This window comes from Pseudomonas sp. H3(2019), from assembly GCF_007713465.1.
In the GTDB taxonomy this organism is placed as follows: Bacteria; Pseudomonadota; Gammaproteobacteria; order Pseudomonadales; family Pseudomonadaceae; genus Aquipseudomonas.
The window spans coordinates 1-25,426 of record NZ_VMSG01000009.1 but is presented as its reverse complement, the minus strand read 5'-3'; the positions used below and the strand labels follow the sequence as shown (position 1 = coordinate 25,426).

Annotated in this window: 23 protein-coding genes and 1 tRNA gene; 18 read left to right on the top strand and 6 right to left on the bottom strand. The window is 59.3% G+C overall.

Annotated elements, in window-relative coordinates; genetic code table 11:
- Nucleotides 1-11: 11 nt before the first annotated feature.
- The gene (locus FPT12_RS11085) at nucleotides 12-476 is read left to right on the top strand and encodes a CreA family protein (RefSeq protein WP_145016301.1); all 465 of its coding nucleotides are present in this window, start codon (nucleotides 12-14) and stop codon (nucleotides 474-476) included.
- Between the two features lie 182 nt (nucleotides 477-658).
- Here the strand turns inward: FPT12_RS11085 and rpsT are convergent, their stop codons facing one another.
- A complete protein-coding gene (gene rpsT, locus FPT12_RS11075; RefSeq protein ID WP_003185593.1) occupies nucleotides 659-937 on the bottom strand; it encodes a 30S ribosomal protein S20 in 279 nt (92 codons plus the stop codon).
- Nucleotides 938-1,188: 251 nt separating this feature from the next.
- On the opposite strand from rpsT, the gene murJ reads away from it, so the two are divergent.
- From murJ to ispH, 6 genes are all read left to right on the top strand, one after another.
- Nucleotides 1,189-2,727 (top strand): murein biosynthesis integral membrane protein MurJ, encoded by a 1,539-nt coding sequence (gene murJ, locus FPT12_RS11070; protein ID WP_145016300.1) that lies wholly within the window; start codon nucleotides 1,189-1,191, stop codon nucleotides 2,725-2,727.
- A gap of 129 nt (nucleotides 2,728-2,856) precedes the next feature.
- A complete protein-coding gene (gene ribF, locus FPT12_RS11065; protein WP_145016299.1) occupies nucleotides 2,857-3,795 on the top strand; it encodes a bifunctional riboflavin kinase/FAD synthetase in 939 nt (312 codons plus the stop codon).
- A 13-nt stretch (nucleotides 3,796-3,808) separates the two neighbouring features.
- Nucleotides 3,809-6,640 carry an isoleucine--tRNA ligase gene (gene ileS / locus FPT12_RS11060; RefSeq protein ID WP_145016298.1) on the top strand — a complete coding sequence of 944 codons (2,832 nt, stop codon included), beginning with the start codon at nucleotides 3,809-3,811 and terminating at the stop codon, nucleotides 6,638-6,640.
- Nucleotides 6,633-7,145, top strand: coding sequence for a signal peptidase II (gene lspA / locus FPT12_RS11055; protein ID WP_145016297.1), 513 nt, complete (start codon nucleotides 6,633-6,635; stop codon nucleotides 7,143-7,145). The genes ileS and lspA overlap by 8 nt, the downstream gene beginning before the upstream one ends.
- Before the next feature lie 7 nt (nucleotides 7,146-7,152).
- Complete coding sequence (gene fkpB / locus FPT12_RS11050; protein WP_173860013.1) at nucleotides 7,153-7,590, top strand: FKBP-type peptidyl-prolyl cis-trans isomerase; 438 nt, start codon at nucleotides 7,153-7,155, stop codon at nucleotides 7,588-7,590.
- Between the two features lie 192 nt (nucleotides 7,591-7,782).
- Nucleotides 7,783-8,730: a 4-hydroxy-3-methylbut-2-enyl diphosphate reductase gene (gene ispH / locus FPT12_RS11045; RefSeq protein WP_103319409.1), complete on the top strand. Its 948-nt coding sequence runs from the start codon at nucleotides 7,783-7,785 to the stop codon at nucleotides 8,728-8,730.
- Here the strand turns inward: ispH and FPT12_RS11040 are convergent.
- On the bottom strand, nucleotides 8,707-9,255 hold the full coding sequence (locus tag FPT12_RS11040; RefSeq protein ID WP_145016296.1) for a GspH/FimT family protein: 549 nt from the start codon (nucleotides 9,253-9,255) through the stop codon (nucleotides 8,707-8,709). The two genes, ispH and FPT12_RS11040, sit on opposite strands and share 24 nt — an antisense overlap.
- A 123-nt stretch (nucleotides 9,256-9,378) precedes the next feature.
- On the opposite strand from FPT12_RS11040, the gene FPT12_RS11035 reads away from it, so the two are divergent.
- Genes FPT12_RS11035 through thiO form a run of 7 tightly spaced genes read left to right on the top strand, consistent with a single transcriptional unit; the run spans nucleotide 9,379 to nucleotide 16,159 of the window.
- Nucleotides 9,379-9,852 (top strand): GspH/FimT family pseudopilin, encoded by a 474-nt coding sequence (locus FPT12_RS11035; RefSeq protein ID WP_145016295.1) that lies wholly within the window; start codon nucleotides 9,379-9,381, stop codon nucleotides 9,850-9,852.
- Nucleotides 9,849-10,295, top strand: a complete 447-nt coding sequence (gene pilV, locus FPT12_RS11030; protein WP_145016294.1) for a type IV pilus modification protein PilV — start codon at nucleotides 9,849-9,851, stop codon at nucleotides 10,293-10,295. The genes FPT12_RS11035 and pilV overlap by 4 nt, the downstream gene beginning before the upstream one ends.
- Nucleotides 10,292-10,996, top strand: a complete 705-nt coding sequence (locus FPT12_RS11025) for a PilW family protein (RefSeq protein ID WP_145016293.1) — start codon at nucleotides 10,292-10,294, stop codon at nucleotides 10,994-10,996. Before pilV ends, FPT12_RS11025 begins: the two co-directional genes overlap by 4 nt.
- Nucleotides 10,997-11,001: 5 nt before the next feature.
- Nucleotides 11,002-11,487 (top strand): PilX N-terminal domain-containing pilus assembly protein, encoded by a 486-nt coding sequence (locus FPT12_RS11020; protein WP_371922540.1) that lies wholly within the window; start codon nucleotides 11,002-11,004, stop codon nucleotides 11,485-11,487.
- A complete protein-coding gene (locus tag FPT12_RS11015; protein ID WP_145016291.1) occupies nucleotides 11,474-14,581 on the top strand; it encodes a pilus assembly protein in 3,108 nt (1,035 codons plus the stop codon). The genes FPT12_RS11020 and FPT12_RS11015 overlap by 14 nt, the downstream gene beginning before the upstream one ends.
- Before the next feature lie 15 nt (nucleotides 14,582-14,596).
- A complete protein-coding gene (locus tag FPT12_RS11010; protein ID WP_145016290.1) occupies nucleotides 14,597-14,998 on the top strand; it encodes a type IV pilin protein in 402 nt (133 codons plus the stop codon).
- 57 nt (nucleotides 14,999-15,055) lie between these two features.
- Nucleotides 15,056-16,159, top strand: a complete 1,104-nt coding sequence (gene thiO / locus FPT12_RS11005; protein ID WP_145016289.1) for a glycine oxidase ThiO — start codon at nucleotides 15,056-15,058, stop codon at nucleotides 16,157-16,159.
- A gap of 4 nt (nucleotides 16,160-16,163) precedes the next feature.
- Here thiO and FPT12_RS11000 read toward each other — a convergent pair whose 3' ends face one another.
- The 4 genes from FPT12_RS11000 to FPT12_RS10985 form a co-directional block, all read right to left on the bottom strand.
- A complete protein-coding gene (locus FPT12_RS11000; RefSeq protein WP_145016288.1) occupies nucleotides 16,164-17,510 on the bottom strand; it encodes a sigma-54 dependent transcriptional regulator in 1,347 nt (448 codons plus the stop codon).
- Nucleotides 17,507-19,096: a PAS domain-containing sensor histidine kinase gene (locus tag FPT12_RS10995; protein WP_145016287.1), complete on the bottom strand. Its 1,590-nt coding sequence runs from the start codon at nucleotides 19,094-19,096 to the stop codon at nucleotides 17,507-17,509. The genes FPT12_RS11000 and FPT12_RS10995 overlap by 4 nt, the downstream gene beginning before the upstream one ends.
- On the bottom strand, nucleotides 19,086-19,319 hold the full coding sequence (locus FPT12_RS10990; protein ID WP_145016286.1) for a PP0621 family protein: 234 nt from the start codon (nucleotides 19,317-19,319) through the stop codon (nucleotides 19,086-19,088). The genes FPT12_RS10995 and FPT12_RS10990 overlap by 11 nt, the downstream gene beginning before the upstream one ends.
- Nucleotides 19,320-19,443: 124 nt before the next feature.
- Nucleotides 19,444-20,460 carry an outer membrane protein assembly factor BamD gene (locus FPT12_RS10985; RefSeq protein ID WP_123583149.1) on the bottom strand — a complete coding sequence of 339 codons (1,017 nt, stop codon included), beginning with the start codon at nucleotides 20,458-20,460 and terminating at the stop codon, nucleotides 19,444-19,446.
- Nucleotides 20,461-20,612: 152 nt separating this feature from the next.
- Between FPT12_RS10985 and rluD the strand changes: the two genes are divergently transcribed.
- The 4 genes from rluD (at nucleotide 20,613) to FPT12_RS10965 (ending at nucleotide 25,364) form a co-directional block, all read left to right on the top strand.
- Nucleotides 20,613-21,575, top strand: a complete 963-nt coding sequence (gene rluD, locus FPT12_RS10980) for a 23S rRNA pseudouridine(1911/1915/1917) synthase RluD (RefSeq protein ID WP_019691637.1) — start codon at nucleotides 20,613-20,615, stop codon at nucleotides 21,573-21,575.
- Nucleotides 21,572-22,297 carry a peptidoglycan editing factor PgeF gene (gene pgeF, locus FPT12_RS10975; RefSeq protein WP_145016285.1) on the top strand — a complete coding sequence of 242 codons (726 nt, stop codon included), beginning with the start codon at nucleotides 21,572-21,574 and terminating at the stop codon, nucleotides 22,295-22,297. Before rluD ends, pgeF begins: the two co-directional genes overlap by 4 nt.
- Before the next feature lie 130 nt (nucleotides 22,298-22,427).
- Nucleotides 22,428-24,992: an ATP-dependent chaperone ClpB gene (gene clpB, locus FPT12_RS10970; RefSeq protein ID WP_145016284.1), complete on the top strand. Its 2,565-nt coding sequence runs from the start codon at nucleotides 22,428-22,430 to the stop codon at nucleotides 24,990-24,992.
- 296 nt (nucleotides 24,993-25,288) lie between these two features.
- A tRNA-Asn gene (locus tag FPT12_RS10965) sits at nucleotides 25,289-25,364 on the top strand.
- Nucleotides 25,365-25,426 lie beyond the last annotated feature (62 nt).

The following is a 25,426-nucleotide window of genomic DNA, read 5'->3' as shown; positions in this document are numbered from 1 at the left end:
GGAAAACGCGAATGCGCATGGCAAAAGGATTGTTGGGGTTGCTGTTGGCGATGCCGCTGCTGGCTTCGGCTGAAGAAATCGGTCAAGTATCGACTGTATTCAAATTCGTCGGGCCGAATGACCGCATCGTCGTCGAGGCATTTGATGATCCGAAGGTCGATGGCGTGACCTGCTACCTGTCGCGAGCCAAGACGGGCGGCGTGAAGGGTGGTCTGGGGTTGGCCGAAGATCGCTCGGAAGCGTCCATTGCTTGTCGTCAGGTCGGTCCGATCAGCTTCAAGGGTGAGCTCAAGGATGGCGAAGAGGTGTTCAAGGAGCGCACATCGCTGGTGTTCAAGACCATGCAGGTGGTGCGTTTCCTCGACAAGAAGCGCAACACCCTGGTGTACCTGGTCTACAGCGATCGCCTGATCGAAGGCAGTCCGCAGAATGCCGTGACCGCGATTCCGATTTTGCCGTGGACGCACGCCCAATAAGCTGACGCTGTACCCTGTGGGAGCGAGCTTGCTCGCGATGAGGTCGTAGCATTCAACATCATCGTTGACAGCCATGCCGCCATCGCGAGCAAGCTCGCTCCCACATTTTTTTGTGGTGTGCCTGGTAAATCGCAGGCAATAAAAAACCGACCCTGGGGTCGGTTTTTTAATGAGCGTGTCGCTTAGGCAGCAGCGGCAACGTTCAGAGCCTTGACGTGGCCATTCAGGCGGCTCTTATGACGAGCAGCTTTGTTCTTGTGGATGATGCCTTTATCGGCCATACGGTCGATAACTGGCACGGCCAGAACGTAAGCGGCTTGCGCTTTTTCAGCGTCTTTTGCGTCGATGGCTTTAACTACATTCTTGATGTAGGTACGAACCATGGAACGCAGGCTGGCGTTGTGGCTGCGACGCTTCTCAGCCTGTTTTGCACGTTTTTTGGCGGAAGGTGTGTTGGCCACCGTCGAGCTCCTCGAAAGACTTTTTAGGAAATAGCAAACAAAATAGGCCGCGAATCATGCCGATGAGTTGAAGTCTTGTCAAGGGCGGGTGATGCGTTCCGCTGAGTGGTCGATCTAAAGAGGCGGGATATTTATTTCCGGCGCTTGACCTGTAAACTCGCGAGCTTTGGCTCTGTGCTGTTGCGGCGCGGAGTATCGCATAAGTGGGCGGTTTGTTCGCCTGCTGTTTATCGACAGGCAAAAACTCTTCAATGAACCTGCTTAAATCGTTGGCCGCCGTCAGCTCTATCACGATGCTTTCCCGGGTTCTGGGGTTCGTCCGTGACACGCTCGTCGCACGCATATTTGGCGCCGGGATGGCCACAGACGCCTTCTTTATCGCCTTCAAACTGCCCAACCTGTTGCGGCGAATCTTCGCCGAAGGAGCGTTTTCCCAGGCCTTTGTGCCGATCCTGGCGGAATACAAAAGTCAGCAGGGCGAGGAGGCGACACGAACTTTCATCGCTTACGTATCGGGCTTGCTCACGCTGGTACTGGCGCTGGTCACGATTCTGGGGATGGTCGCGGCGCCCTGGGTCATCTGGGCAACGGCCCCGGGGTTTACCAACACGCCGGAAAAATTTCAGCTGACCTCCAGCCTGTTACGAGTGACCTTTCCTTATATATTGCTGATCTCGCTGTCCTCGCTGGCCGGGGCGATCCTCAATACCTGGAACCGTTTTTCGGTGCCAGCCTTCGTGCCGACCCTGCTCAACGTCAGCATGATCGTCTTCGCGCTGTTCCTGACGCCGTATTTCGATCCGCCGGTAATGGCTCTGGGCTGGGCAGTGCTGGTCGGTGGGCTGGCGCAATTGCTCTATCAGCTGCCGCACCTGAAGAAAATCGGCATGTTGGTGTTGCCGCGCCTGAATCTGCGCGACACCGGTGTCTGGCGGGTGATGAAGCAGATGCTGCCGGCGATCCTCGGGGTCTCGGTCAGCCAGATTTCGCTGATCATCAACACCATTTTTGCCTCGTTTCTGGTGGCAGGTTCAGTGTCCTGGATGTATTACGCCGACCGCCTGATGGAGTTGCCCTCCGGTGTTCTCGGTGTGGCGTTGGGCACGATTCTGCTGCCGACGCTGGCCAAAACCTACGCCAGCAAGGACCGTCACGAATACTCGCGCATTCTCGATTGGGGCCTGCGTTTGTGCTTCGTGCTGGTGCTGCCGTGCTCGCTGGCGCTGGGAATTCTGGCGGAGCCACTGACCGTTTCGCTGTTCCAGTACGGTCAATTCAGCGCATTTGATGCCTCGATGACCCAACGTGCGCTGGTTGCCTACTCGGTCGGTTTGCTCGGGATTATCGTGATTAAAGTGCTGGCGCCGGGGTTCTATGCGCAACAAAACATTCGCACACCGGTAAAAATCGCGATTTTCACGCTGGTCGTCACTCAGCTGTTCAACCTGGCCTTGATCGGCCCGTTGAAACACGCAGGGCTGGCCCTGGCCATTAGCGCGGGTGCATGCCTCAACGCCGGTCTGTTGTTCTATCAATTGCGCAAACAGAAGATGTATCAGCCACAGCCAGGCTGGGGCCTGTTCGGGCTCAAGCTGGTGGTCGCGGTGACGGTGATGTCCGCAGTTTTGCTGGGGGCGATGCACTTCATGCCGGCCTGGGACGAAGGGCACATGCTGGAACGCTTCCTGCGTCTGGGGGCTTTGGTCGGTGCCGGTGTGGTGGCCTATTTCGGTATGCTGGCGTTGATGGGCTTCCGTCTGCGAGACTTCAATCGCAAGGCGTTGAACTGAAGACGCGGCATCAATAATCACGGGTCGGGCGCCAGTTTTGTCGGTTCGATCACTTTGGGTTACGGTGTTGCCTGTTGTCGGCCGCCGGGTGTGGTTATAATCGACCACTTTATGAGCAAGAAGCGCGTTATGCAGCTGGTTCGAGGCCTCCACAATTTGCGCCCCCAGCATCGGGGCTGTGTCGCCACTATTGGCAACTTTGACGGTGTTCACCGTGGTCACCAGGCTATCCTGGCCCGACTGCGTGAGCGTGCGCTCGAGTTGGGTGTGCCCAACTGCGTGGTGATTTTCGAGCCGCAGCCGCGTGAGTTTTTCGCCCCGGACACGGCTCCAGCCCGTCTGGCGCGCTTGCGCGACAAGTTGCAGTTGCTGGCCGCCGAAGGGGTTGACCGGGTTCTGTGCCTGGCCTTCAATCATCGTTTGAGCAAGCTCAGCGCTGCCGAGTTCGTCGACACCATTCTGGTCGATGGTCTGGGTGTGCAGCATCTGGAGGTCGGTGACGACTTCCGTTTCGGTTGTGATCGGGTAGGGGATTTCGATTTCCTGCTACAGGCCGGGGCCGTCCAGGGGTTCACCGTCGAAGCGGCGCAGACCGTTGAACTGGACGGGTTGCGTGTCAGCAGCACCCAGGTGCGTAATGCCTTGGCCGCCGCTGATTTTACCTTGGCCGAGCGCTTGCTCGGCCATCCGTTCGGGATTGCCGGGCGGGTCCTGCACGGGCAGAAGCTGGCGCGCCAATTGGGTACACCAACGGCCAACGTGCAACTCAAGCGTCGTCGTGTACCGCTGACCGGGGTTTACCTGGTGAGCGTCGAAGTCGACGGCAAGACCTGGCCGGGCGTCGCCAATATTGGTGTTCGGCCAACGGTTGAAGGTGATGGCAAAGCCCACCTTGAAGTCCATATTCTAGATTTTGCCGGCGATCTGTATGACCGGCGTTTGACGGTGGTTTTCCACCACAAGCTGCGTGAAGAGCAGCGTTTCGCCTCTCTGGAGGCGCTTAAGACGGCGATCAATGCGGATGTCGCCGCCGCCCGTGCCCTAGCGGCACCTAGCGCCAATCGCTAATGAAGAGCCTTAAATGACCGACTATAAAGCCACGCTAAACCTTCCGGACACCGCCTTCCCAATGAAGGCCGGCCTGCCTCAGCGCGAACCGCAGATTCTGCAGCGCTGGGACAGCATTGGCCTGTACCAGAAGTTGCGTGAGATTGGTAAGGATCGTCCGAAGTTCGTTCTGCACGACGGTCCTCCGTACGCCAACGGCACCATTCATATCGGTCATGCGCTCAACAAGATTCTCAAGGACATGATCATCCGCTCGAAGACCCTTTCGGGTTTCGATGCGCCTTATGTTCCGGGCTGGGACTGCCACGGTTTGCCGATCGAGCACAAAGTCGAAGTGACCCACGGCAAGAACCTCACGGCGGATAAAACCCGTGAGCTGTGCCGTGCCTACGCCACCGAGCAGATCGAAGGCCAGAAGTCCGAGTTCATCCGCCTGGGTGTGCTGGGTGACTTCGCCAACCCGTACAAGACTATGGATTTCAAGAACGAGGCCGGTGAAATCCGTGCCTTGGCCGAAATCGTCAAGGGTGGCTTCGTGTTCAAGGGCCTCAAGCCTGTGAACTGGTGCTTCGACTGCGGTTCGGCCCTGGCTGAAGCCGAAGTTGAATACGAGAACAAAAAGTCCTCGACCATCGACGTTGCCTTCCCGATTGCCGACGAAGCCAAACTGGCTGCCGCGTTCGGCCTGCCGTCGCTGGGCAAACCGGCTTCGATCGTAATCTGGACCACCACCCCGTGGACCATCCCGGCCAACCAGGCGCTGAACATTCACCCCGAGTTCAACTACGCCCTGGTCGATGTCGGCGACAAACTGCTGGTACTGGCTGAAGAGCTGGTCGAGTCGTGCCTGGCTCGCTACAACCTCGAAGGTTCGGTCATCGCCACAGCCACTGGCGCGGCGCTGGAACTGATCAATTTCCGTCACCCGTTCTACGATCGCCTGTCGCCGGTTTACCTGGCCGAGTACGTTGAACTGGGCGCCGGCACCGGCGTGGTTCACTCCGCACCGGCTTACGGCGTGGACGACTTCGTGACCTGCAAAGCCTATGGCATGGTCAACGACGACATCCTCAACCTGGTGCAAAGCAACGGCGTGTACGTGCCGTCGCTGGAGTTCTTTGGCGGCCAGTTCATCTGGAAGGCCAACCCGGCCATCGTCGACAAGCTGACCGAAGTCGGTGCGTTGCTGCACACCACCGTCATCGAACACAGCTACATGCACTGCTGGCGTCACAAGACCCCGCTGATCTACCGCGCCACCGCGCAGTGGTTCATCGGCATGGACAAAGAGCCGGCGACTGGCGACACCTTGCGCAAACGCGCGATCAAAGCCATCGAAGACACCAAATTCGTGCCGGCCTGGGGCCAGGCGCGCCTGCACTCGATGATCGCCAACCGTCCGGACTGGTGCATCTCCCGTCAACGTAACTGGGGCGTGCCGATTCCGTTCTTCCTGCACAAGGAAAGCGGCGAACTGCATCCACGTACCGTTGAGCTGATGGAAGAGGTCGCCCGGCGCGTCGAAGTCGAAGGCATCGAAGCCTGGTTCAAGATGGACGCGGCCGAGCTGCTCGGTGACGAAGCGCCGCAGTACGACAAGATCAGCGACACCCTCGACGTCTGGTTCGATTCGGGCACCACGCACTGGCACGTCCTGCGCGGTTCGCACCCGATGGGCCACGAAACCGGCCCGCGTGCCGACCTGTACCTGGAAGGTTCCGACCAACACCGCGGCTGGTTCCACTCGTCGCTGTTGACCGGTTGCGCCATCGACAACCACGCGCCGTACCGCGAACTGCTGACTCACGGTTTCACCGTCGACGAAGCTGGCCGCAAGATGTCCAAGTCCTTGGGCAACGTGATCGCGCCGCAGAAAGTCAACGACACCCTGGGCGCCGATATCATGCGCCTGTGGGTCGCTTCGACCGATTATTCGGGTGAAATGGCGGTTTCCGACCAGATCCTGCAACGCAGTGCGGACGCCTACCGGCGGATCCGTAACACCGCGCGCTTCCTGCTTTCCAACCTGACCGGTTTCAACCCGGCCACCGACATCCTGCCGGCAGAAGAAATGCTCGCGCTGGACCGTTGGGCGGTGGACCGTACCTTGCTGCTGCAACGCGAGCTGCAAGAGCACTACGGTGAATACCGTTTCTGGAACGTCTACTCCAAGGTGCACAACTTCTGTGTGCAGGAGCTGGGCGGTTTCTACCTCGACATCATCAAGGACCGTCAGTACACCACTGGCGCCAACAGCAAGGCCCGCCGTTCGGCGCAAACCGCGCTGTTCCACATCTCTGAAGCGCTGGTGCGCTGGATCGCGCCGATCCTCGCCTTCACCGCTGATGAGCTGTGGCAGTACCTGCCGGGCGAGCGCAACGAATCGGTCATGCTCAATACCTGGTACGAAGGCCTCAGCGAGTTGCCGGAAGGCTTCGAACTGGACCGCGCCTACTGGGAGCGGATCATGGCGGTCAAGGTTGCGGTCAACAAGGAAATGGAAATCCAGCGCGCGGCCAAGGCCGTGGGCGGTAACCTGCAAGCCGAAGTGACGCTGTTCGCCGAAGAAGCGCTGAGCGCCGACCTGGCCAAGCTGAGCAACGAACTGCGCTTCGTGTTGATCACCTCCACCGCCAGCATTGCACCGTTCGTGCAAGCGCCGGCCGACGCGGTTGAAACCGAAGTCAGCGGTCTGAAACTCAAAGTGGTCAAGTCGAGCTTCGCCAAGTGCGCCCGTTGCTGGCACTGCCGTGATGATGTCGGCGTGAACCCGGAGCATCCGGAAATCTGCGGTCGTTGCGTCGACAACATCAGCGGCGCTGGCGAGGTTCGTCACTATGCCTAATGCTGCTAGCCGTTTCGGACGGCTGAGCTGGCTCTGGTTGAGCGTGCTGGTTCTGGTCATTGACCAGGCCAGCAAGCTTCACTTCGAAAGCTCGCTGACCATGTACCAGCAAATCGTGGTGATCCCTGATTACTTCAGCTGGACCCTGGCCTACAACACAGGCGCGGCCTTCAGTTTCCTGGCTGACAGCTCCGGCTGGCAGCGCTGGTTGTTTGCCCTGATCGCGGTCGTGGTCAGTGCGGTGCTGGTGGTCTGGCTCAAGCGTCTGGGGCGCAACGACACCTGGCTGGCGATTGCGCTGGCATTGGTGCTCGGTGGTGCGCTGGGCAACCTGTACGACCGCATTACCCTGGGCCATGTGATCGATTTCATTCTGGTGCATTGGCAGAACCGCTGGTACTTCCCGGCGTTCAACTTTGCCGATAGCGCCATCTGCGTCGGGGCCGTGATGCTCGCGCTGGATATGTTCAAAAGCAAGAAGACCGGAGAAACCGTTCATGACTGAGCAGGTATTGGCTGAGCAACGCATCGGCCAGAACACGGAAGTCACTTTGCACTTTGCATTGCGCCTGGAGAACGGCGACACCGTCGACAGTACCTTCGACAAAGCCCCGGCGACCTTCAAGGTCGGCGACGGCAACCTGCTGCCAGGTTTCGAAGCTGCACTGTTTGGCTTCAAGGCGGGTGACAAGCGTAATCTGACGATTCAGCCAGAAAACGCTTTTGGCCAGCCCAACCCGCAAAACGTGCAGATCATCCCGCGTTCGCAGTTCCAGGATATGGAACTGTCCGAAGGCCTGCTGGTGATCTTCAACGATGCGGCGAATACTGAGCTGCCCGGTGTGGTCAAGGCGTTCGATGACGCTCAGGTGACCATCGACTTCAACCACCCGCTGGCTGGCAAGACATTGACCTTTGACGTGGAAATCATCAACGTCAAAGCGCTGTAACTGATCCAATGGGATCAACTGTGGGAGCGAGCTTGCTCGCGATGGCTGAATACCATTCAACATCAATGTTGGATGTGAGGCCCTCATCGCGAGCAAGCTCGCTCCCACAGTAAGTTTTCACTGTTTTCGAACCCGGTGTTCGAATGACAGGCAGGCATTACTATTTCTTGCGCGCAAGACACGAGGCACAGCATGCAAATCAAACTCGCCAACCCCCGTGGCTTCTGCGCCGGCGTGGACCGGGCGATCGAAATCGTCAACCGCGCCCTGGAAGTCTTCGGGCCGCCAATCTATGTGCGTCACGAAGTGGTCCACAACAAATTCGTCGTTGAAGACCTGCGCGCACGCGGGGCGATCTTCGTTGAAGAACTGGACCAGGTGCCGGACGACGTCATCGTGATTTTCAGCGCCCATGGGGTTTCCCAGGCCGTTCGTACGGAAGCCGCAGGCCGTGGCCTGAAGGTCTTCGATGCGACCTGCCCATTGGTGACCAAGGTGCACATCGAAGTGGCGCGCTACAGCCGTGACGGTCGTGAGTGCATTCTGATCGGCCATGCCGGTCACCCGGAAGTCGAAGGCACCATGGGCCAGTACGACGCCAGCAACGGTGGTGCGATCTACCTCGTCGAAGACGAAAAGGACGTTGCCGCGCTGAACGTGCGTAACCCTGAAACACTCGCTTTCGTCACGCAAACCACCTTGTCGATGGACGACACCAGCCGCGTGATCGATGCCTTGCGAACTCGTTTCCCGGCCATTGGTGGCCCACGCAAGGACGACATCTGCTACGCCACGCAAAACCGTCAGGACGCCGTCAAGCAACTGGCTGACGAATGTGACGTGGTGCTGGTGGTCGGCAGCCCGAACAGCTCCAACTCCAACCGCTTGCGCGAGCTGGCCGAGCGCATGTCCACCCCGGCGTACCTGATCGACGGTGCCGAAGACATGCAGCGCAGCTGGTTCGATGGCGTCGAGCGTATCGGCATCACCGCCGGGGCCTCGGCGCCGGAAGTACTGGTTCGGGGCGTTATCGAGCAACTGCAGGCCTGGGGCGCTACCGGCGCCGATGAACTGGCCGGTCGCGAGGAGAACATCACCTTCTCCATGCCCAAAGAGCTACGCGTTCGCTCCTTGCTCTGATTCCTCACCTCCCACACACAAGGCCTGCTCGGCCTTGTCGCTGCGCAGACTGACGCGGCCGCTTCTGGACAGCACCACCTGGTGATGACTGACCGGCTCGCGGTCCGCGCAGATGTGCAACGTCCCGGCCTGAAAGGCGCCGCTAGGCAACTGTGGCTCGCCCAGACCGCTGAACCGTACAAAACTCCTCACCGGCCGATTGCCCACAATCGGCACCCCGGCGCTTGTCTGGCGCTCGAGCAACAGCGGGTTGCTGCTGTCCTGATGACCCTCGCCACTAATGTCCAGAATGATTCGCCAGCCTTGGCCCCAATCGTCGTTCAACGCGTGGATGACAAGTGTTTGATTACGCAGGATGGCCGCGGTGCGGGCGTTGCGCATGCCGCTGGCGAGTGTTTGCGCCGCGGTCTCGCGACTCACTGATTGCGTGTACTCGCTGAGCACCGGGCTGACCTGGTGCAGAACGATCGCTGCGATTGCCAGTCCGATAAGCAGTTCTATCAGACCGAAACCCTTCTGATGCATGGCATCTCCTTCCCTGGAGTGGGCGTTGGGTTGTGCAACGAATGTCAAAACAACCCTGCGGCTACCGGTTGAATGTTCTAGCTTGATACAGCTAGGTGTAGTCGTTGGCAGCGGAGGGCAGCGATGAATCATCGTACAAAAGGTTTCACGTTGGTCGAGTTGCTGGTGATCCTTGCGGTCATGGCGATTCTGCTCACCCTGGCGGTACCGGCGTTCAACAGTTCTATACAGAACGCCAAGGCCGATACCGAAATCAGTGATCTGCAACGAGGGCTCAATTACGCCCGCCTGGAGGCGATCGACCGGGGCATCACCACGCGCATCCGGCCAACCGCCGGCGGTAGCGTCTGGACCGGGGAGTTGAGGGTGTACGACAGCACCGGTTCACCGGCGAATGTATTGCGGGTTATTCCGGCGATGAGCAGCGGCGCCACTCTGACGCTAACCTCTGGAGTGACCAGCATCGATTTCAACAACTTGGGTGGGTTGTCGGCGCCAGCCACGGCAGTGCTGTTCAATTACGTATCAGGGGCGCAGAGCCGGACGCTCAGCGTGTGTTTAAACGGAAGGATTGTCTTGGGTGGAAGCTGCGGATGACAGGATCGGGATCGCGTGCACAGGACGGCATGACACTGATCGAAGTGTTGGTTGCGTTGTTGATTCTGAGTGTGGGGCTGCTGGGGGCGGCGGCGACTCAGCTGAATGCGCTGAAGTACACCGACAGCTCGCTGATGACCAGCCAGGCGAGCTTTATCGCCTACGACATGATGGACCGGATTCGCGCCAATTCTGCGGCCGACTACACCGTTACGCCGCCGACCTCGGGCAATTTGAATGTCACCCGGGATCAGGACCTGTATGACTTCACCACCAATATCACCAGCTTCGGCGGCCCGACCGCTACGGGCAGTATTACCCTGAACCAGCGGGTGTATACCATCACCATCACCTGGGATGATTCGCGCGCAGCAGCCGCCAGTTCGACCCGCAGCTTTGTCCTGAGCAGCCGCGCCACCGTCGATCCGCTGGTGACGCCATGAACCGTTCGTCCCGGGGATTTGGTCTGATCGAGCTGATGATCGCCCTGGCGATCAGCCTGATCGTGGTGCTCGGCGTGGCGCAAATTTTTATTTCGGCGAAAAGCACCTACATCAGCCAGAACACCTCTGCCGGGATGCAGGAGGATGCGCGGTTTGTCCTGAGCAAAATGATTCAGGAAATCCGCATGGTCGGCATGTTCGGTTGCCTGGGAACGATTACCGATGCGAGCTCGGCCGGCGACTTCAACGCCAACCAGATCACCCCCATCAGCTGGGACAACACCGCACTCAAACTGACCCTGGTGACGTCCGATGTCGGCGGCAACGGTGGCGCGCCGACCTGGACCGTGGTGTCTGACTGCCGAACCAGCGCAACGGCCTACACCGGCGCGCATACACCGACAGCCGGGCAATTGGCGTTTCCGATCCGGCGCTTGGCCTATAGCCTCAGCAATGGCCAGATCCTGATGACCACGAACACAGGCACCGCGGCGCTGGTGAACAACGTCAGTGCTTTCAACGTGACCTTCGGCATGGCCACCAGCGCCACCGATGTTGCCGCGTCGAGTTACAGCAGCAATCCGACTGACCCGACGCGAATCCGCAGTGTGCGCCTGACCCTGACCCTGGCGGACCCCAAGAACCACGTGCGTAATCAGACCTTCAACGTGGTTGCCGCTTTGCGCAACCGGTTGATGTAGGGGCGATGCCGATGATTCTTTCTCCCCTCAAGACACACGCCCAGCGCGGCATGGCACTGCTGATGAGCCTGGTGTTTCTGCTGTTGTTGACGCTCATCGGTATCTCGTCGATGCAGAACGCCACGCTCCAGGAAAAAATGGCCGGCAGCGTGACGCTGCGCAATCAATCCTTCCAGGGGGCGGAAGCGGCACTGCGTATCGGTGAAAGCGCCGTACAACTGAGTACATACACCCTGGCGATGTGTGCCAACACCACTCAGTGTGCCCCGCCGGCCGAGTCTTCGGTGATCGCGGCTGCCGGGTTCAATTCTACCTCTGGGGTGACCTGGATCGTTGCCGGCAGCGGTTTTTATGGTGTACAGAACATCGGCACCACACAGGGCGCGGTGAATATTCCGAGCAACACCTCGGCGACGCTCTATCGGGTCACCGCCGTCGGGTTGGCGGGTACCTCGCGCAGTGTGGTGGAGAGCATTTATGCGAAATACTGAGGCTCGTCGTTGGGAGCCGGGCCATTGGTTGACGCAGTTAGCCTGCGGCTGGCTGCTGGGTCTTTATCTGGCCGCTCCGGCGTATGCCTTCACGCCATCGGACTCACCACTGCTCGGCGCGTCGGCAGTTGCGCCAAACGTGATGTTGTTGCTCGATGATTCGGGGAGCATGAACAGCATCATCTACGCTCCCGGTTTTGACCCGACGGTGTCGCGGACCCCGGCCAAGCAATGCAATGCGTTTTCCGGGTCGTGTTTTAGCGGGTCAGACATCGTAGGTGATCCGATTTTTCTGTCCAGCCTGCCGACGTCGGGTTGTTCCAACGGTTACTACGCGTTCTACAACAACAGCACGACGCCATTGTGTCTCAAGCTTCCCGATCCGGTGGGTAACGGCAATACCCGTTATTACGACGACTACATTTCCTACGTGGTAAGCCTGGCCAACGGTAAGAACCGTGACTTTACCGATGGCTCGATACCCAACGACTACCGCATCAACGTGGCGCGCAACGTTTCCACCACGTTGGTTACCAGTAACCGTTCACTGCGTATTGGTCTTGCGACCTTCAATCCCCCGGTCAACAACGACTCCGGGAATGGTGGATATATCGCCCGCTCCATCAGTGATCTGGCGCCGGTCAGCGGCAGCGTGACCCAGGCCCAGGCCGATGCGAACTACAACGCACTGATTTCTGCCATCAATGGCTTAAGCGCGGTGACCAACACTCCGCTGGCGGAAACCTACTATGAGATCACCCGCTATTTTCGCGGTATGACGCCCTACTACAACTCGACGCCGAAAACCTATACCAGCCCGATCCAGTATCGCTGCCAGAAGAACTACGGAGTGGTCATCACCGATGGCTTGCCAACCTACGACCGAACGTTCCCGAGCAACGACCCCTTGGGCGGTAGCAAGCTGCCCAACTGGGACGGGATCAACAATGACGGCAACAACCTCAACGGTGATGCCGAAGGCGATACCCTGTACCTGGATGACATTGCCAAGTTCGCCTTCGATATAGACATGCGCTCCACCGGCACTGACGCGGCAGGAAAAAGCTGGTCATCGACGGACTTTCCCAAGCAAAACATGAACACCTACACCGTGGGCTTTACTGCTGCCAACCAGATGTTGTCGGATGCGGCCAACTACGGGCAGGGCAAGTATTATCAGGCAACCGACAGCGCCAGCCTCAACACCGCACTGTCGGCCGCGTTGAGCGACATTACCGCCAAGGCCGGCTCGGGTGGCAGCGGCGTCACCAGCAGCAATACGGTGGCCAGTGGCTCCAGTTATTTCCAGACCAGCTACGACCCCAAGGACTGGCGCGGCACCATCAAATCCTTTGGCTTTACCTCCAGTGGCGCCGTGAACACCGCCTCAGTGCTGTGGACCACCGACACGGCCATCGTTCCCGGCGCGACGGCGCCGACCTATCAGTCCTGGAACACCACGACCAACGCGGCGGTCACTCTGGCCTATGGCAACTTCTCCAGCACCCAGCAAACCAGTCTCAGCCAGAACCTGCCGAGCGGCATCAGCGGCAGTGATCTGGTGGAGTGGAGCAAGGGCACCAATAAAACCGGCTTGAAGACTCGTACCGTGCTGCTTGGGGACATCATCAACTCGCCATTGACGCTGGCATCACCCACCGACAAAACCGCTTCAGACCTGGCCGGCAGCACCAGTTACAGCACGTTCCTGACCAGCAAAGCCGCGAACATGAACACCAGCCTGGTGGTGAATGCCAACGACGGCTTCGTGAATGTCATCAACGCCGGCAGTGGTGCGCGGCGCTACGGCTATATGCCTTCCAGCGTGCTGTCGTCGCTGCATTTCATCGCCGACACCGCCTACATCAATGGCACCAGCCACAAGTTTCTCAACGATGGTCAGGTCGGTGTATTCGATGCTCAGCTCAACAGCGCCTGGAAAACCCTGGCCCTGGGTGGCGTGGGGGCGGGCGGCAAGACCTTTTACGCCGTGCAGCTTTTCGACGGGACGGCGGGGAACGTGACCAATGCCTTGTGGGAAATCAGTGCACCGGCCACCGCCAACACCGCGAACGTTTTCAATGATCTGGGTTATGCCTATGCGCGGCCGGAAGTGGCACGCTTGGCCGATGGTCGCTGGGCGGCCTTCATATCCAACGGCTACGGCAGCAACTCGGGCGTTGCCGCGTTGTACGTGGTGGATATTCGCGATGGTTCGCTGATCAGGAAAATCGTTATCGACAGCACCGAAACCACCAACGGCCTGTCATCGGTCAAGCTCAAGGTCGACTCACAAAGCATTGTGCAGGCGGCCTATGGCGGTGATTTGAAAGGCCGGTTGTGGAAGTTCGACTTGAGCAGCTCGAACCCCGCCAGCTGGGGCATAGCCTTTTCCGGTAAGCCGCTATTCACTGCACCGGGCGGCGCGACGCAGCCGATCACTGCGCAACCGTTGCTGGCGGACCATCCGATCAACGGCAAAGAGGTGTTTTTCGGCACCGGGAAATTCAACGAGACCGCTGACAAGCTCAGCAAGGACCTGCAAGCGTTCTATGGGGTGTGGGATGCCGATGGCGGCTCGGGGCAGATCACCGTGTCGAGCTTGCAGGCGCAGGCTGTAACCGGGGTCTTCACGGGGACCGCCGGGGGGCAGTTCATCACTACCTCACAGAACCCCGTGACCTATCCGGCGCAGAACGGCTGGTACTTGCCGCTGGTGTACAACAATGCCCTGACCGGTGAGCGGGTGATCAATCAGGCTGCGCTGGTGCTCGGGCGAATTGTATTTACCACGGCCAGCATTGACACCACGGATCCCTGTTCAAGCTTTGGCAACGGCAAACTGGTCGAACTCGATGCGTTCAGCGGTAAGATGCTCAACTATGCGGTGCTCGACACCAATGGCGATGGCCTGGTCGACACGAACGACACGATCTCCAGCGGGGTGATCTTTACCGGTGGTATTCCGACGCTGAATGCGATCGTCAACAGTGCAGCCCGCAAAATCGTGAACGATTCCAGTGGCGGCATCACCACTCTGGTTGAAAAATCCGGCGGCGGTAGCCGTCGAATCATGTGGCGACAAATACAGTAAGTGAGAGTTGAGGCAATGCGCAGATCCAACCAAGGTTTTACCCTGATCGAAATCATGATCGTGATCGCGATCATCGGGATTGTGGTGACCATTTCCGCTCCACTCCTTACCGAGTACGTGAAGCGAAGCCATCGCACCGAAATTGCCGGGCTGCTGTCCGAGCAGGCGCAAAATCTTGAACGGTTCTATTCGAAAAATAATGTGTACAGCAACGCTACCGGGCTGAGTGCTGGCAACGACTACTACACCATTACCCCGACACTGACCGATCAGACCTTCTTGCTCACCGCCGTGCGCAAGGCCGGGTCAACGATGGCCAGTGACAAGTGTGGGGATTTCACCCTCACCAACACCGGCGTCAGAGGCATGAACAATGCGACGACCGGGCTGACCACCAAGGATTGCTGGGGTCGCTGAGTACCTTTCCTCGGGCGCGTTTGGCGCCCTCCGTGTTTTTTATGGTTGGATCAGATGATGGCCAAGCAACAGCAAGTGGTGATTGTCGGCGGTGGGGTGATCGGCCTGCTGACCGCGTTTAATCTGGCGTCGCACGTGCAAAGCGTGGTTCTGCTGGACCGCTCAAACGTGGGCCAGGAATCCTCCTGGGCTGGCGGCGGCATTGTTTCGCCGCTGTACCCGTGGCGCTATAGCCCGGCGGTCACCGCATTGGCTCACTGGTCGCAGGATTTTTATCCACAGCTGGCTGAACGTCTGTTTGCGAGCACCGGAGTCGATCCCGAGGTGCACACCACGGGCCTGTACTGGCTGGATCTGGATGACGAGGCCGAGGCGCTGGCCTGGGCAAAACGCGAAAATCGTCCGTTGAGTTCTGTGGATATTTCAGCCACTCACGATGCCGTACCGGTATTGGGGCCGGGGTTCTCGCGGGCAATCTACATGGCTGATGTCGCTAACGTGCGTAACCCGCGACTGGTGAAGTCCCTCAAGGCGGCCTTGCTGGCACTGCCCAACGTGACTATTCATGAACAGTGCGAGGTCCGCGCGTTCATTCGTGAAGGCGATGCGGTAGTGGGCGTCGAGAGTTCAAAAGGCCCGATCCCTGGCGATCAGGTGGTACTGACCGCCGGCGCCTGGAGCGGTGATTTACTGAAAACCCTGGGCCTGGATCTGCCGGTCGAGCCGGTCAAGGGGCAGATGATTCTCTACAAGTGCGCCTCGGACTTTCTGTCGAGCATGGTTCTGGCCAAGGGCCGTTATGCCATTCCGCGCCGAGACGGACACATCCTGATCGGCAGTACGCTGGAACACGAAGGGTTCGACAAGACGCCGACCGAGCCCGCGCTGGAAAGCCTCAAGGCCTCGGCGGTCGAGCTGATTCCGGCGCTGGCCGAGGCCGAGGTGGTCGGGCATTGGGCAGGGTTGCGGCCGGGTTCGCCGGAAGGGATTCCGTATATCGGCGCAGTGCCCGGATTTGCCGGGTTATGGCTCAATTGCGGGCATTACCGTAACGGGTTGGTGCTGGCACCGGCGTCGTGTCAGTTGTTTGCGGATGTAATGCTGGGGCGCGAGCCGGTTATCGATCCGGCGCCTTATGCGCCGACCGGGCGAATCTTTTAAGGTCTTATTCCAGCCCCAGTTTTTTCAACCTGTAACGCATCGACCGAAACGACAGGTTCAGCCGTTGGGCCGCTGCTGTGCGGTTCCAGCGGGTTTCTTCGAGGGCCTGGAGAATCAGTTTGCGTTCGACATTCTCCAGATATTGCTCAAGGTTGTCGATTTTCGTCAGGTCCGGCAATCCGGTATCGGCGCTGCAATTACCCTCAGTCAGGCGCAGGTCGCTGGCTTCGATCTGCTTGTTTTCGCAAAGGGTGTACGCGCGCTCGAGCATGTTTTCCAGCTCGCGGACGTTGCCCGGAAAACGGTAGTGCTTGAGTGCATCGAGGGCTTGCGGATGGAGATGGGCGGCCGGCAAGCCGCTGCCTGCCGCGAGACGCTTGAGTACATGACTGGCCAACAGCTCGATGTCGTCACGGCGCTCGCGCAACGGTGGGACGCGCAGTTCGATCACATTCAGCCGGTAGTACAAATCCTGCCGAAAGCGCCCGGCGGCCACTTCGGCATCCAGATCCCTATGGGTGGCGCAGAGTATTCGCACATTGATGATGGCTTCCTGCTGTCCGCCGATGCTGCGTACCGCCTTCTCCTGAATCGCGCGCAGCAGTTTGACCTGCATCGCCAGCGGCAAGTCGGCCACTTCATCGAGAAACAGTGTGCCGCCGTTGGCCGCCTGGAACAGCCCGGGTTTGTCTTCGATGGCGCCGCTGAAACTGCCTTTGCGATGACCGAAAAACTCGCTTTCCATCAATTCGGATGGAATCGCCCCGCAGTTGACCGGCACAAACGGCTGGCTGCTGCGTGGGCCTTGTTCATGAATCAGCCGGGCGACCAGTTCCTTGCCGCTGCCGGATTCGCCGCTGATGTACACCGGTGCCTGGCTGCGCGCCAGTTTGTCGATTTGCTTGCGCAGGTTGCGCATGGGCACTGAGTCGCCGAGCAACCGGCGATCGATGGCATTGGCAGCGTCGCCCGCGACCGGCAAACGCAGGGCGCTGACCACCAGCTCCCGCAGTCGGGTGAGGTCCACCGGTTTGGTCAGGAAGTCGAAGGCCCCGGCTTTCAGCGCGTTGATGGCAGTATCGAGGCTGCCATAAGCGGTGATCATTGCTACGGGCACGTATGGATGGGTCAGCTGAATGTGCTGCACCAGCTCCAGGCCGGTACCGTCGGGCAACCGCATGTCGGTCAGGCACAGGTCGAACCGTTCTTTGGCCAGCAACGACCGGGCTTCGCCGGCATTGCGCGCGCTCAGCGTGTCGAGTTTCATTCGGCCGAGGGTGATTTCCAGAAGTTCGCGAATATCCGGTTCGTCATCGACGATCAGGACTTTTTGCCGTGGGCTTGTCTTCAACTTTGTTTCCGTCCGTGAGCAAAGGTGATGCGAAAGCAGCCGCCGCCATGGCGTGGTTTGAAGTCTAGGCGGGCCTGGTTGCTTTCGCACAGCTCACGGGACAGATAGAGACCCAGGCCAGTACCCTGGCTACTGGTGGTGAAGAACGGTTCGAACAAATGCGCTTGCTGCTCCGCTGAAACGCCGGGGCCATTGTCCAGTACATCCAGAGTTGGAAGCTGACTGTCGGGGTCGATAAATAGCGTGAGCCAGACTTCGGCCTGTTCGTGCGCAAGGCCGCTGTGGCGCCAGGCATTGCGCAGCAGGTTATCGAGCACCTGAGTCAGTTGGTCAGGGTCCATCAAGGTGGTGAAAGGCCCTGCGCCCATGCTCAGATGAATCTGCTGACGATCTGTCGCACCTTCGCGCACCGTGTACACGAACTGCTCCAGCCACTGCTTCAAGTCGAGCCGTTGCGGTACGACTTGCTGCCGCCGTGAAAGCTGCAGGACGTTTTCTATCACTCGGTTCATGCGTTGAGAGTGGTCTTGAATAATCTGCGTCAGACGGCGGTCGGCGCCGATCAGTTCCTCAGATTCGTTCAGCAACTGCGCCGCATGGCTGATGGCACCCAATGGATTGCGGATTTCATGGGCAATGCCTGCGGTCAGCCGGCCCAGTGCTGCAAGCTTGAGTTGCTGGGCTTGTTGCGCGACCTGGGCAAGGTCTTCGAGAAATACCAGGGTCTGACGTTGTTCGTTCAAGCCCAGCGCGATGAAGCTCGGTTGCAGTTCCAGGCCGGTACGGGCGACTTTCAGGCTTTGTGGGCGCAAGGTCGGGTTGTTGAACCAGAGTTGCAGGCGCTCGACCAAGGCTGTCGAATAATCGTCGATGAGCTGGCCGTCGAGGTGTGTCTGGCCAAACAGGTTCAAGGCGCTGTAATTGGCCAACTGAACCCGGCGCTCACTGTCGAGCACCAGGATGCCGGTGCGCATGCGTTGCAGGATCAGCGCATTGAGCGCTTCCAGGCTGACCACTTCGCTGGCGCGCTGCTGGGCCAGACTCTCGCTGACCTCCAGTTGTCGGGTCAAACCTTGTACCAGCAAGGCTGCGGCAAAGCACAGGGCGCCCAGAGTACCAGCTTGCAAATAGTGATTGGCGCCAGTCGGGTGGCTGCCGCTCAGGGAGAACGTCAGGGAAATGATGCCGATGGCGGCGACCGCCGCGAGCAGCAGGCCGATGCGCCGGCGCAGCAATGTATTGCCGATCGCCACTGACACGATCAGCAGATTGCCGATGGCGCTGGGGACGCCACCTGCGGCATAGAACAGCACTGACAACAGCAGGAGATCAACCAGCGTGAGGCCGAAGATCTGTGCGGGTTGTCTGGGGTTTCCCGCAAACACCACCAGCAGGATATTCAGAATCAGGTACAACCAACTACCAGTGCGCAGCAGGTCGTCGTTGGTGAACTCCAGCAACTGGCTGTCCATGTTGCTGGAGATCAACAGCACCAGAAGGAGACCGATGCTTAAACGGTAGAGATGATAGAGGCGCAGCAGTCGCTGGGCCTGTTTGTCGCCGGGACTCGAGATCTCAGCGATCACGAGAACCCGGGCCTTGCTCGAGGTGAGCCTGGCTGCAATACCACTGTTGTTGAAGGCTCAGCGCGCGGTCGCGTGGCAGGTGTACACCGCAATGGGCGCAGCGAACCATGGGCGGTGCATCGAGTTCGCTGGGCGTATGGGAGGTTTCGGCTGGGCGCTTGTACTTGCGCCAGAACCATACTGCTGCAGCAATCAGGGCAATCCAGAACAGTAAACGAAGCATGATGAGCCGCTTTGCAATGAATAATCCGGCAGTTTAGCCAAGGACTGGAGAAGCGCACAGCGCAATAAAACGCGGCCATAAAAAAGGGAGACTCGAAAGTCTCCCTTTTTGGCGCATCCGGGTGTCAGTCGAACACACCGAAGGTCAGGCGGCTGAACCACGAGCGGTCGCTGCTGTTGCCTTCGGCCTCGTGCGGCTGTTCTTCAACCGCATCGCCTTCTTTGGGCTTGAGCTCGGCAGGGATCGCGTCCTTGGCATCCTGGAACTGCTTCATCACGTCCTGGTTGGCGCGGGTTTCGCCCGGCGGCAGCGGTGGACGGGATTCGATCAGACCCAGAGTGGCCTTGCTCATCCATGAACGGTTGTCGGCTTCGGCAACGCGCGGTACGAACTGGCCGTCGACCAGGGTCGGGTGGTTCGGGTAGTTGAGCTTCAGGGTTTCGAGGCTGGTGTTGGCCAATTCGTCCAGGTGCAGGCGCTGGTAGGACTCGACCATCACCGCAAGGCCGTCCCCGACCGAAGGGGTTTCCTGGAAGTTTTCCACGACATAACGACCACGGTTGGCCGCTGCAACGTACGCCTGACGGGTCAGGTAGTAGTCGGCTACGTGAATTTCGTAGGACGCCAGCAGGTTACGCAGATAAATCATGCGTTGCTTGGCGTCTGGCGCGTAGCGGCTGTTCGGGTAACGGCTGGTGAGCTGGGCGAACTCGTTGTAGGAGTCACGTGCGGCGCCCGGGTCACGCTTGGTCATGTCCAGCGGCAGGAAACGCGCCAGCAGGCCGACGTCCTGGTCAAAGGAGGTCAGGCCCTTGAGGTAGTACGCGTAATCGACGTTCGGGTGCTGCGGGTGCAGGCGGATAAAACGCTCGGCGGCAGACTTGGCAGCCTCAGGCTCGGCGTTCTTGTAGTTCGCATAAATCAGTTCGAGTTGAGCCTGATCAGCATAGCGGCCGAACGGATAACGCGATTCCAGAGCCTTCAACTTGGCGGTGGCGCTGGTATAGCTATTGTTATCCAGATCGTGCTGAGCCTGCTGGTACAGCTCGACCTCGCTCAGGTTTTCGTCGACGACTTCCTTCGATGAGCAAGCAGCGGTCAATGCGAGGATGGCGATCAGCAGCAGGTGTTTCACTTGCATGGCGGCTTGCGTCCCTATGACGGCCGCTGTCTTGGGCGGGGCCGTCCTGTTATGATGAGTGCCCCGTTGAAAAGCCTCGGGGCAAAAGACGCCGTATTTAACCACAAGCGCGCAGCCGAAACCAAAGGCTGTAGCCGACGCCTAGTCTGAGCATGTCCGATAAAATTGAACTTCGCGCAGAGGTGCCGTCCGAACTGGGCGGCCAACGCCTCGATCAAGTCGCCGCACAATTATTCGCTGAGCACTCGCGCTCGCGCCTTTCCGCCTGGATCAAAGACGGCCGCCTGACTGTGGATGGAGCGGTTATCCGCCCGCGAGACATTGTCCACGGCGGCGCCATCCTTGAGCTGACTGCCGAGCAGGAAGCTCAAGGAGAATGGGTTGCTCAGGACATCGCCCTGGACATCGTCTATGAAGATGACGACATCCTGGTGATCAACAAGCCTGCGGGCCTGGTGGTGCATCCTGCCGCCGGTCACGCCGACGGCACCTTGCTCAACGCCTTGCTGCACCACGTGCCGGACATCATCAATGTACCGCGCGCCGGTATCGTGCACCGTCTGGACAAGGACACCACCGGTCTGATGGTGGTGGCCAAGACCATTCAGGCGCAGACGCAGCTGGTCACTCAGTTGCAGAGCCGCAGTGTCAGCCGGATCTACGAATGCATCGTGATCGGCGTGGTCACTGCCGGCGGCAAGATCAACGCGCCGATCGGTCGTCACGGCCAGCAACGCCAGCGCATGGCGGTGATGGAAGGTGGCAAGCAGGCGGTCAGCCATTACCGCGTGCTCGAGCGTTTCCGCTCCCACACTCACGTGCGGGTCAAGCTGGAAACCGGTCGTACGCACCAGATTCGCGTGCACATGGCCCACATCAACTTCCCGTTGGTCGGAGATCCTGCCTACGGCGGTCGCTTCCGTATTCCGCCGGCAGCCAGTGTGACCATGGTTGAATCGCTGAAACATTTCCCGCGTCAGGCGCTGCATGCGCGTTTCCTGGAACTGGATCATCCGACCACCGGTAAGCGCATGAGCTGGGAATCGCCACTGCCGGACGATTTCGTCTGGTTGCTGTCGCTGCTCAAGCAAGACCGTGAGGCGTTCATTGGATGATTGACTGGCTGATTCCTGACTGGCCCGCGCCTGTCGGGGTAAAAGCCTGCGTCACCACCCGGGCGGGCGGCGTCAGCCTGGCGCCGTTCGACAGCCTCAATCTGGGCGATCACGTCGACGACAACCCCGAAGCGGTTGCCGAGAACCGCCGTCGCCTCACCGATTATTTCGCTATTCAGCCGGCCTGGTTGCAACAGGTTCACGGGGTTACCGTGGCCTATGCCGACCCGACGGCAGTGGCGACGGCCGATGCCAGCTGGACGGCCACACCGGGCATCGCCTGTACGGCAATGACGGCGGACTGCCTGCCAGCCTTGTTCTGTGATCGCGCCGGTACTCGCGTCGCCGCCGCTCACGCCGGTTGGCGAGGTCTGGCGGCGGGTGTGCTGGAGGCAACTGTCGAAAGCCTGGCCGTAGACCCTGCCGAGGTGCTGGTCTGGCTCGGCCCGGCCATTGGTCCGAAAGCATTCGAAGTCGGCCCGGAAGTTCGCGAAGTCTTTGTCCGGCAGCTCGCGGAAACCGATCCGGCCTTCGTCCCGAGCCAAAACGCCGGCAAGTTCATGGCCGACATCTATACGCTGGCGCGCCTGCGTCTGGCAGCCTGTGGTGTTACTGCTGTTTACGGTGGCGGCTTCTGTACCGTGACCGATCCACGCTTCTTCTCTTACCGCCGCAGTCCACGCACCGGTCGGTTTGCTTCCCTGGTCTGGCTCGAACGCTAGACTTATCTGATCTGCGTCAATCAAACGCTGCTTGAATCTTCCAGAATCGACCGCATCTAGTGGGGTATCTGGCAGGTTTCTCTATTTAGGTGTGTCCATCGCTCCGGCCTGCTCAAAAGGAAGGTGACCAATGCGTATAGACCGTTTAACCAGTAAATTGCAGTTAGCCTTATCCGATGCCCAATCCCTGGCTGTTGGCCTCGATCATCCGGGTATTGAGTCTGCGCACCTGATGCAAGCGCTGCTGGAGCAGCAGGGCGGCTCGATCAAGCCGTTGCTGATGCAAGTCGGTTTTGACATCAACAGCCTGCGCAAAGAGTTGAGCAAAGAGCTCGACCATCTGCCAAAAATCCAGAATCCCACCGGCGACGTGAACATGTCGCAGGATCTGGCGCGCCTGCTCAACCAGGCCGATCGTCTGGCCCAGCAGAAGGGTGACCAATTCATCTCCAGCGAGCTGGTGCTGCTCGCCGCCATGGACGAGAACAGCAAGCTCGGCAAGTTGCTGCTCGGTCAGGGCGTCAGCAAGAAAGCCCTGGAAAACGCGATCAACAACCTGCGCGGCGGCGAAGCGGTGAATGACGCCAACGCCGAGGAGTCGCGTCAGGCGCTGGACAAATACACCATCGACCTGACCAAGCGTGCCGAAGAAGGCAAGCTTGACCCGGTGATCGGCCGTGACGACGAGATTCGCCGGACCATCCAGGTTCTGCAGCGCCGCACCAAAAACAACCCGGTGCTGATCGGCGAGCCTGGCGTGGGTAAAACTGCCATCGCCGAAGGCCTGGCCCAGCGCATCATCAACGGCGAAGTGCCGGATGGCCTGAAAGGCAAGCGCCTGCTGTCGCTGGATATGGGCGCGTTGATTGCCGGAGCCAAGTACCGTGGCGAGTTCGAAGAGCGCCTGAAATCCCTGCTTAACGAGCTGTCGAAGCAGGAAGGCCAGATCATCCTGTTCATCGACGAACTGCACACTATGGTCGGCGCCGGTAAAGCCGAAGGTTCGATGGACGCCGGCAACATGCTCAAGCCGGCCCTGGCCCGTGGCGAGCTGCATTGCGTCGGCGCGACCACGCTCAACGAGTATCGCCAATATATCGAGAAGGACGCAGCCCTTGAGCGGCGCTTCCAGAAAGTGTTGGTGGACGAGCCAAGCGAAGAAGACACCATCGCGATCCTGCGTGGCCTGAAAGAGCGCTACGAAGTTCACCACAAGGTGGCGATCACCGACGGCGCGATCATTGCGGCCGCCAAGCTGAGCCATCGCTACATCACTGACCGTCAGTTGCCGGACAAGGCGATTGACCTGATCGACGAAGCGGCCAGCCGCATTCGCATGGAAATCGACTCCAAGCCGGAAGTGCTGGATCGTCTGGAGCGGCGTTTGATTCAACTCAAGGTTGAATCCCAGGCGCTGAAGAAAGAAAGCGACGAAGCGGCGAAGAAGCGTCTTGAAAAGCTCCAGGAAGAAATCGTTCGTCACGAGCGTGAGTACTCGGACCTCGAAGAAATCTGGAATTCGGAAAAAGCCGAAGTGCAGGGCTCGGCGCAGATCCAGCAGAAAATCGAACAGTCCCGTCAGGAACTGGAAGCTGCCCGCCGCAAAGGTGACCTCAACCGCATGGCCGAGTTGCAGTACGGGGTGATCCCGGACCTGGAGCGCAGCCTGCAAATGGTCGACCAGCACGGCAAGAGCGAAAACCAGTTGCTGCGCAGCAAGGTGACTGAAGAAGAGATCGCCGAAGTCGTGTCGAAATGGACCGGTATTCCGGTGTCGAAAATGCTCGAAGGCGAGCGCGACAAACTGCTGAAGATGGAAAGTCTGTTGCATCAACGCGTGATCGGTCAGAACGAGGCCGTGGTGGCGGTGGCCAACGCCGTGCGCCGTTCGCGTGCCGGGTTGTCCGACCCGAATCGCCCAAGCGGTTCGTTCATGTTCCTCGGCCCGACCGGCGTCGGTAAAACCGAATTGTGCAAAGCCTTGGCCGAGTTCCTCTTTGATACCGAAGAGGCGATGGTGCGGATCGACATGTCCGAGTTCATGGAAAAACATTCCGTGGCGCGGCTGATCGGTGCGCCACCAGGCTACGTGGGCTACGAGGAGGGCGGTTACCTGACCGAGGCGGTGCGTCGCAAGCCCTATTCGGTGATCCTCCTGGACGAAGTCGAGAAGGCTCACCCGGACGTGTTCAACGTGCTGCTGCAAGTGCTGGAAGATGGCCGTCTGACCGACAGTCACGGGCGTACCGTGGATTTCCGCAATACGGTGATCGTCATGACCTCCAACCTGGGTTCGGTGCAGATCCAGGAACTGGTCGGTGATCGTGAGGCGCAGCGTGCTGCGGTGATGGATGCAGTGTCGACGCACTTCCGGCCGGAGTTCATCAACCGGATCGACGAGGTGGTGATCTTCGAGCCATTGGCACGGGATCAGATTGCCGGCATTACCGAGATCCAGTTGGGTCGCCTGCGCAGCCGTCTGGCCGAACGCGAGCTGAAACTGACGCTGAGCAGCGAGGCGCTGGATAAGTTGATTGCGGTGGGTTACGACCCGGTCTATGGCGCACGGCCGCTCAAACGAGCGATCCAGCGCTGGATCGAAAACCCGCTGGCACAGCTGATTCTGGCCGGCACTTTCTTGCCAGGTACCACTGTGACGGCCACCGTTGCGAACGACGAAATCGTTTTCAACTGAGCGTTCACTGCACGCTAATGGAGGAGGCCCCGCATCGCGGGGCCTTTTTTTTCTTAGGGTGTTGAACTGTAAGGAAAAGGCTTGTAAAGTGCGCCCCGCAGTAAGTCGCCCCAAGGGTTTCTTCTCCCCAAGTCGAAATCTGAAATAAGTTGCAAATCATTGTCTTGAAAGCAATTTAGGGGGTTGACAGAGGTGTTTAAGATTGTAGAATAGCGCGCCTCAGACACACGAACGCAGCGATGCGAACGGGTCGAAGAGGTGAAGCAAGCTTCACAGTTGTAATTGAAATATGTAGTTCCGTGATAGCTCAGTCGGTAGAGCAAATGACTGTTAATCATTGGGTCCCAGGTTCGAGTCCTGGTCACGGAGCCAATTTCAAACCGGGGTATAGCGCAGTCCGGTAGCGCGCCTGCTTTGGGAGCAGGATGTCAGGA

Excerpts from the sequence above, each read along its gene's own strand:
- FPT12_RS11020 (WP_371922540.1), top strand. The coding sequence starts at position 11,002 with ATGCCGATGATTCTTTCTCCCCTCAAGACACACGCCCAGCGCGGCATG.
- lspA (WP_145016297.1), top strand. The coding sequence starts at position 6,633 with ATGCCTAATGCTGCTAGCCGTTTCGGACGGCTGAGCTGGCTCTGGTTG.
- FPT12_RS10985 (WP_123583149.1), bottom strand. The coding sequence starts at position 20,460 with ATGCAAGTGAAACACCTGCTGCTGATCGCCATCCTCGCATTGACCGCT.
- FPT12_RS11040 (WP_145016296.1), bottom strand. The coding sequence starts at position 9,255 with ATGCATCAGAAGGGTTTCGGTCTGATAGAACTGCTTATCGGACTGGCA.
- murJ (WP_145016300.1), top strand. The coding sequence starts at position 1,189 with ATGAACCTGCTTAAATCGTTGGCCGCCGTCAGCTCTATCACGATGCTT.
- ispH (WP_103319409.1), top strand. The coding sequence starts at position 7,783 with ATGCAAATCAAACTCGCCAACCCCCGTGGCTTCTGCGCCGGCGTGGAC.
- FPT12_RS11035 (WP_145016295.1), top strand. The coding sequence starts at position 9,379 with ATGAATCATCGTACAAAAGGTTTCACGTTGGTCGAGTTGCTGGTGATC.
- FPT12_RS10990 (WP_145016286.1), bottom strand. The coding sequence starts at position 19,319 with ATGCTTCGTTTACTGTTCTGGATTGCCCTGATTGCTGCAGCAGTATGG.
- clpB (WP_145016284.1), top strand. The coding sequence starts at position 22,428 with ATGCGTATAGACCGTTTAACCAGTAAATTGCAGTTAGCCTTATCCGAT.
- pilV (WP_145016294.1), top strand. The coding sequence starts at position 9,849 with ATGACAGGATCGGGATCGCGTGCACAGGACGGCATGACACTGATCGAA.
- ileS (WP_145016298.1), top strand. The coding sequence starts at position 3,809 with ATGACCGACTATAAAGCCACGCTAAACCTTCCGGACACCGCCTTCCCA.
- pgeF (WP_145016285.1), top strand. The coding sequence starts at position 21,572 with ATGATTGACTGGCTGATTCCTGACTGGCCCGCGCCTGTCGGGGTAAAA.
- FPT12_RS11015 (WP_145016291.1), top strand. The coding sequence starts at position 11,474 with ATGCGAAATACTGAGGCTCGTCGTTGGGAGCCGGGCCATTGGTTGACG.
- rluD (WP_019691637.1), top strand. The coding sequence starts at position 20,613 with ATGTCCGATAAAATTGAACTTCGCGCAGAGGTGCCGTCCGAACTGGGC.
- thiO (WP_145016289.1), top strand. The coding sequence starts at position 15,056 with ATGGCCAAGCAACAGCAAGTGGTGATTGTCGGCGGTGGGGTGATCGGC.
- FPT12_RS11010 (WP_145016290.1), top strand. The coding sequence starts at position 14,597 with ATGCGCAGATCCAACCAAGGTTTTACCCTGATCGAAATCATGATCGTG.
- ribF (WP_145016299.1), top strand. The coding sequence starts at position 2,857 with ATGCAGCTGGTTCGAGGCCTCCACAATTTGCGCCCCCAGCATCGGGGC.
- FPT12_RS11085 (WP_145016301.1), top strand. The coding sequence starts at position 12 with ATGCGCATGGCAAAAGGATTGTTGGGGTTGCTGTTGGCGATGCCGCTG.
- FPT12_RS11025 (WP_145016293.1), top strand. The coding sequence starts at position 10,292 with ATGAACCGTTCGTCCCGGGGATTTGGTCTGATCGAGCTGATGATCGCC.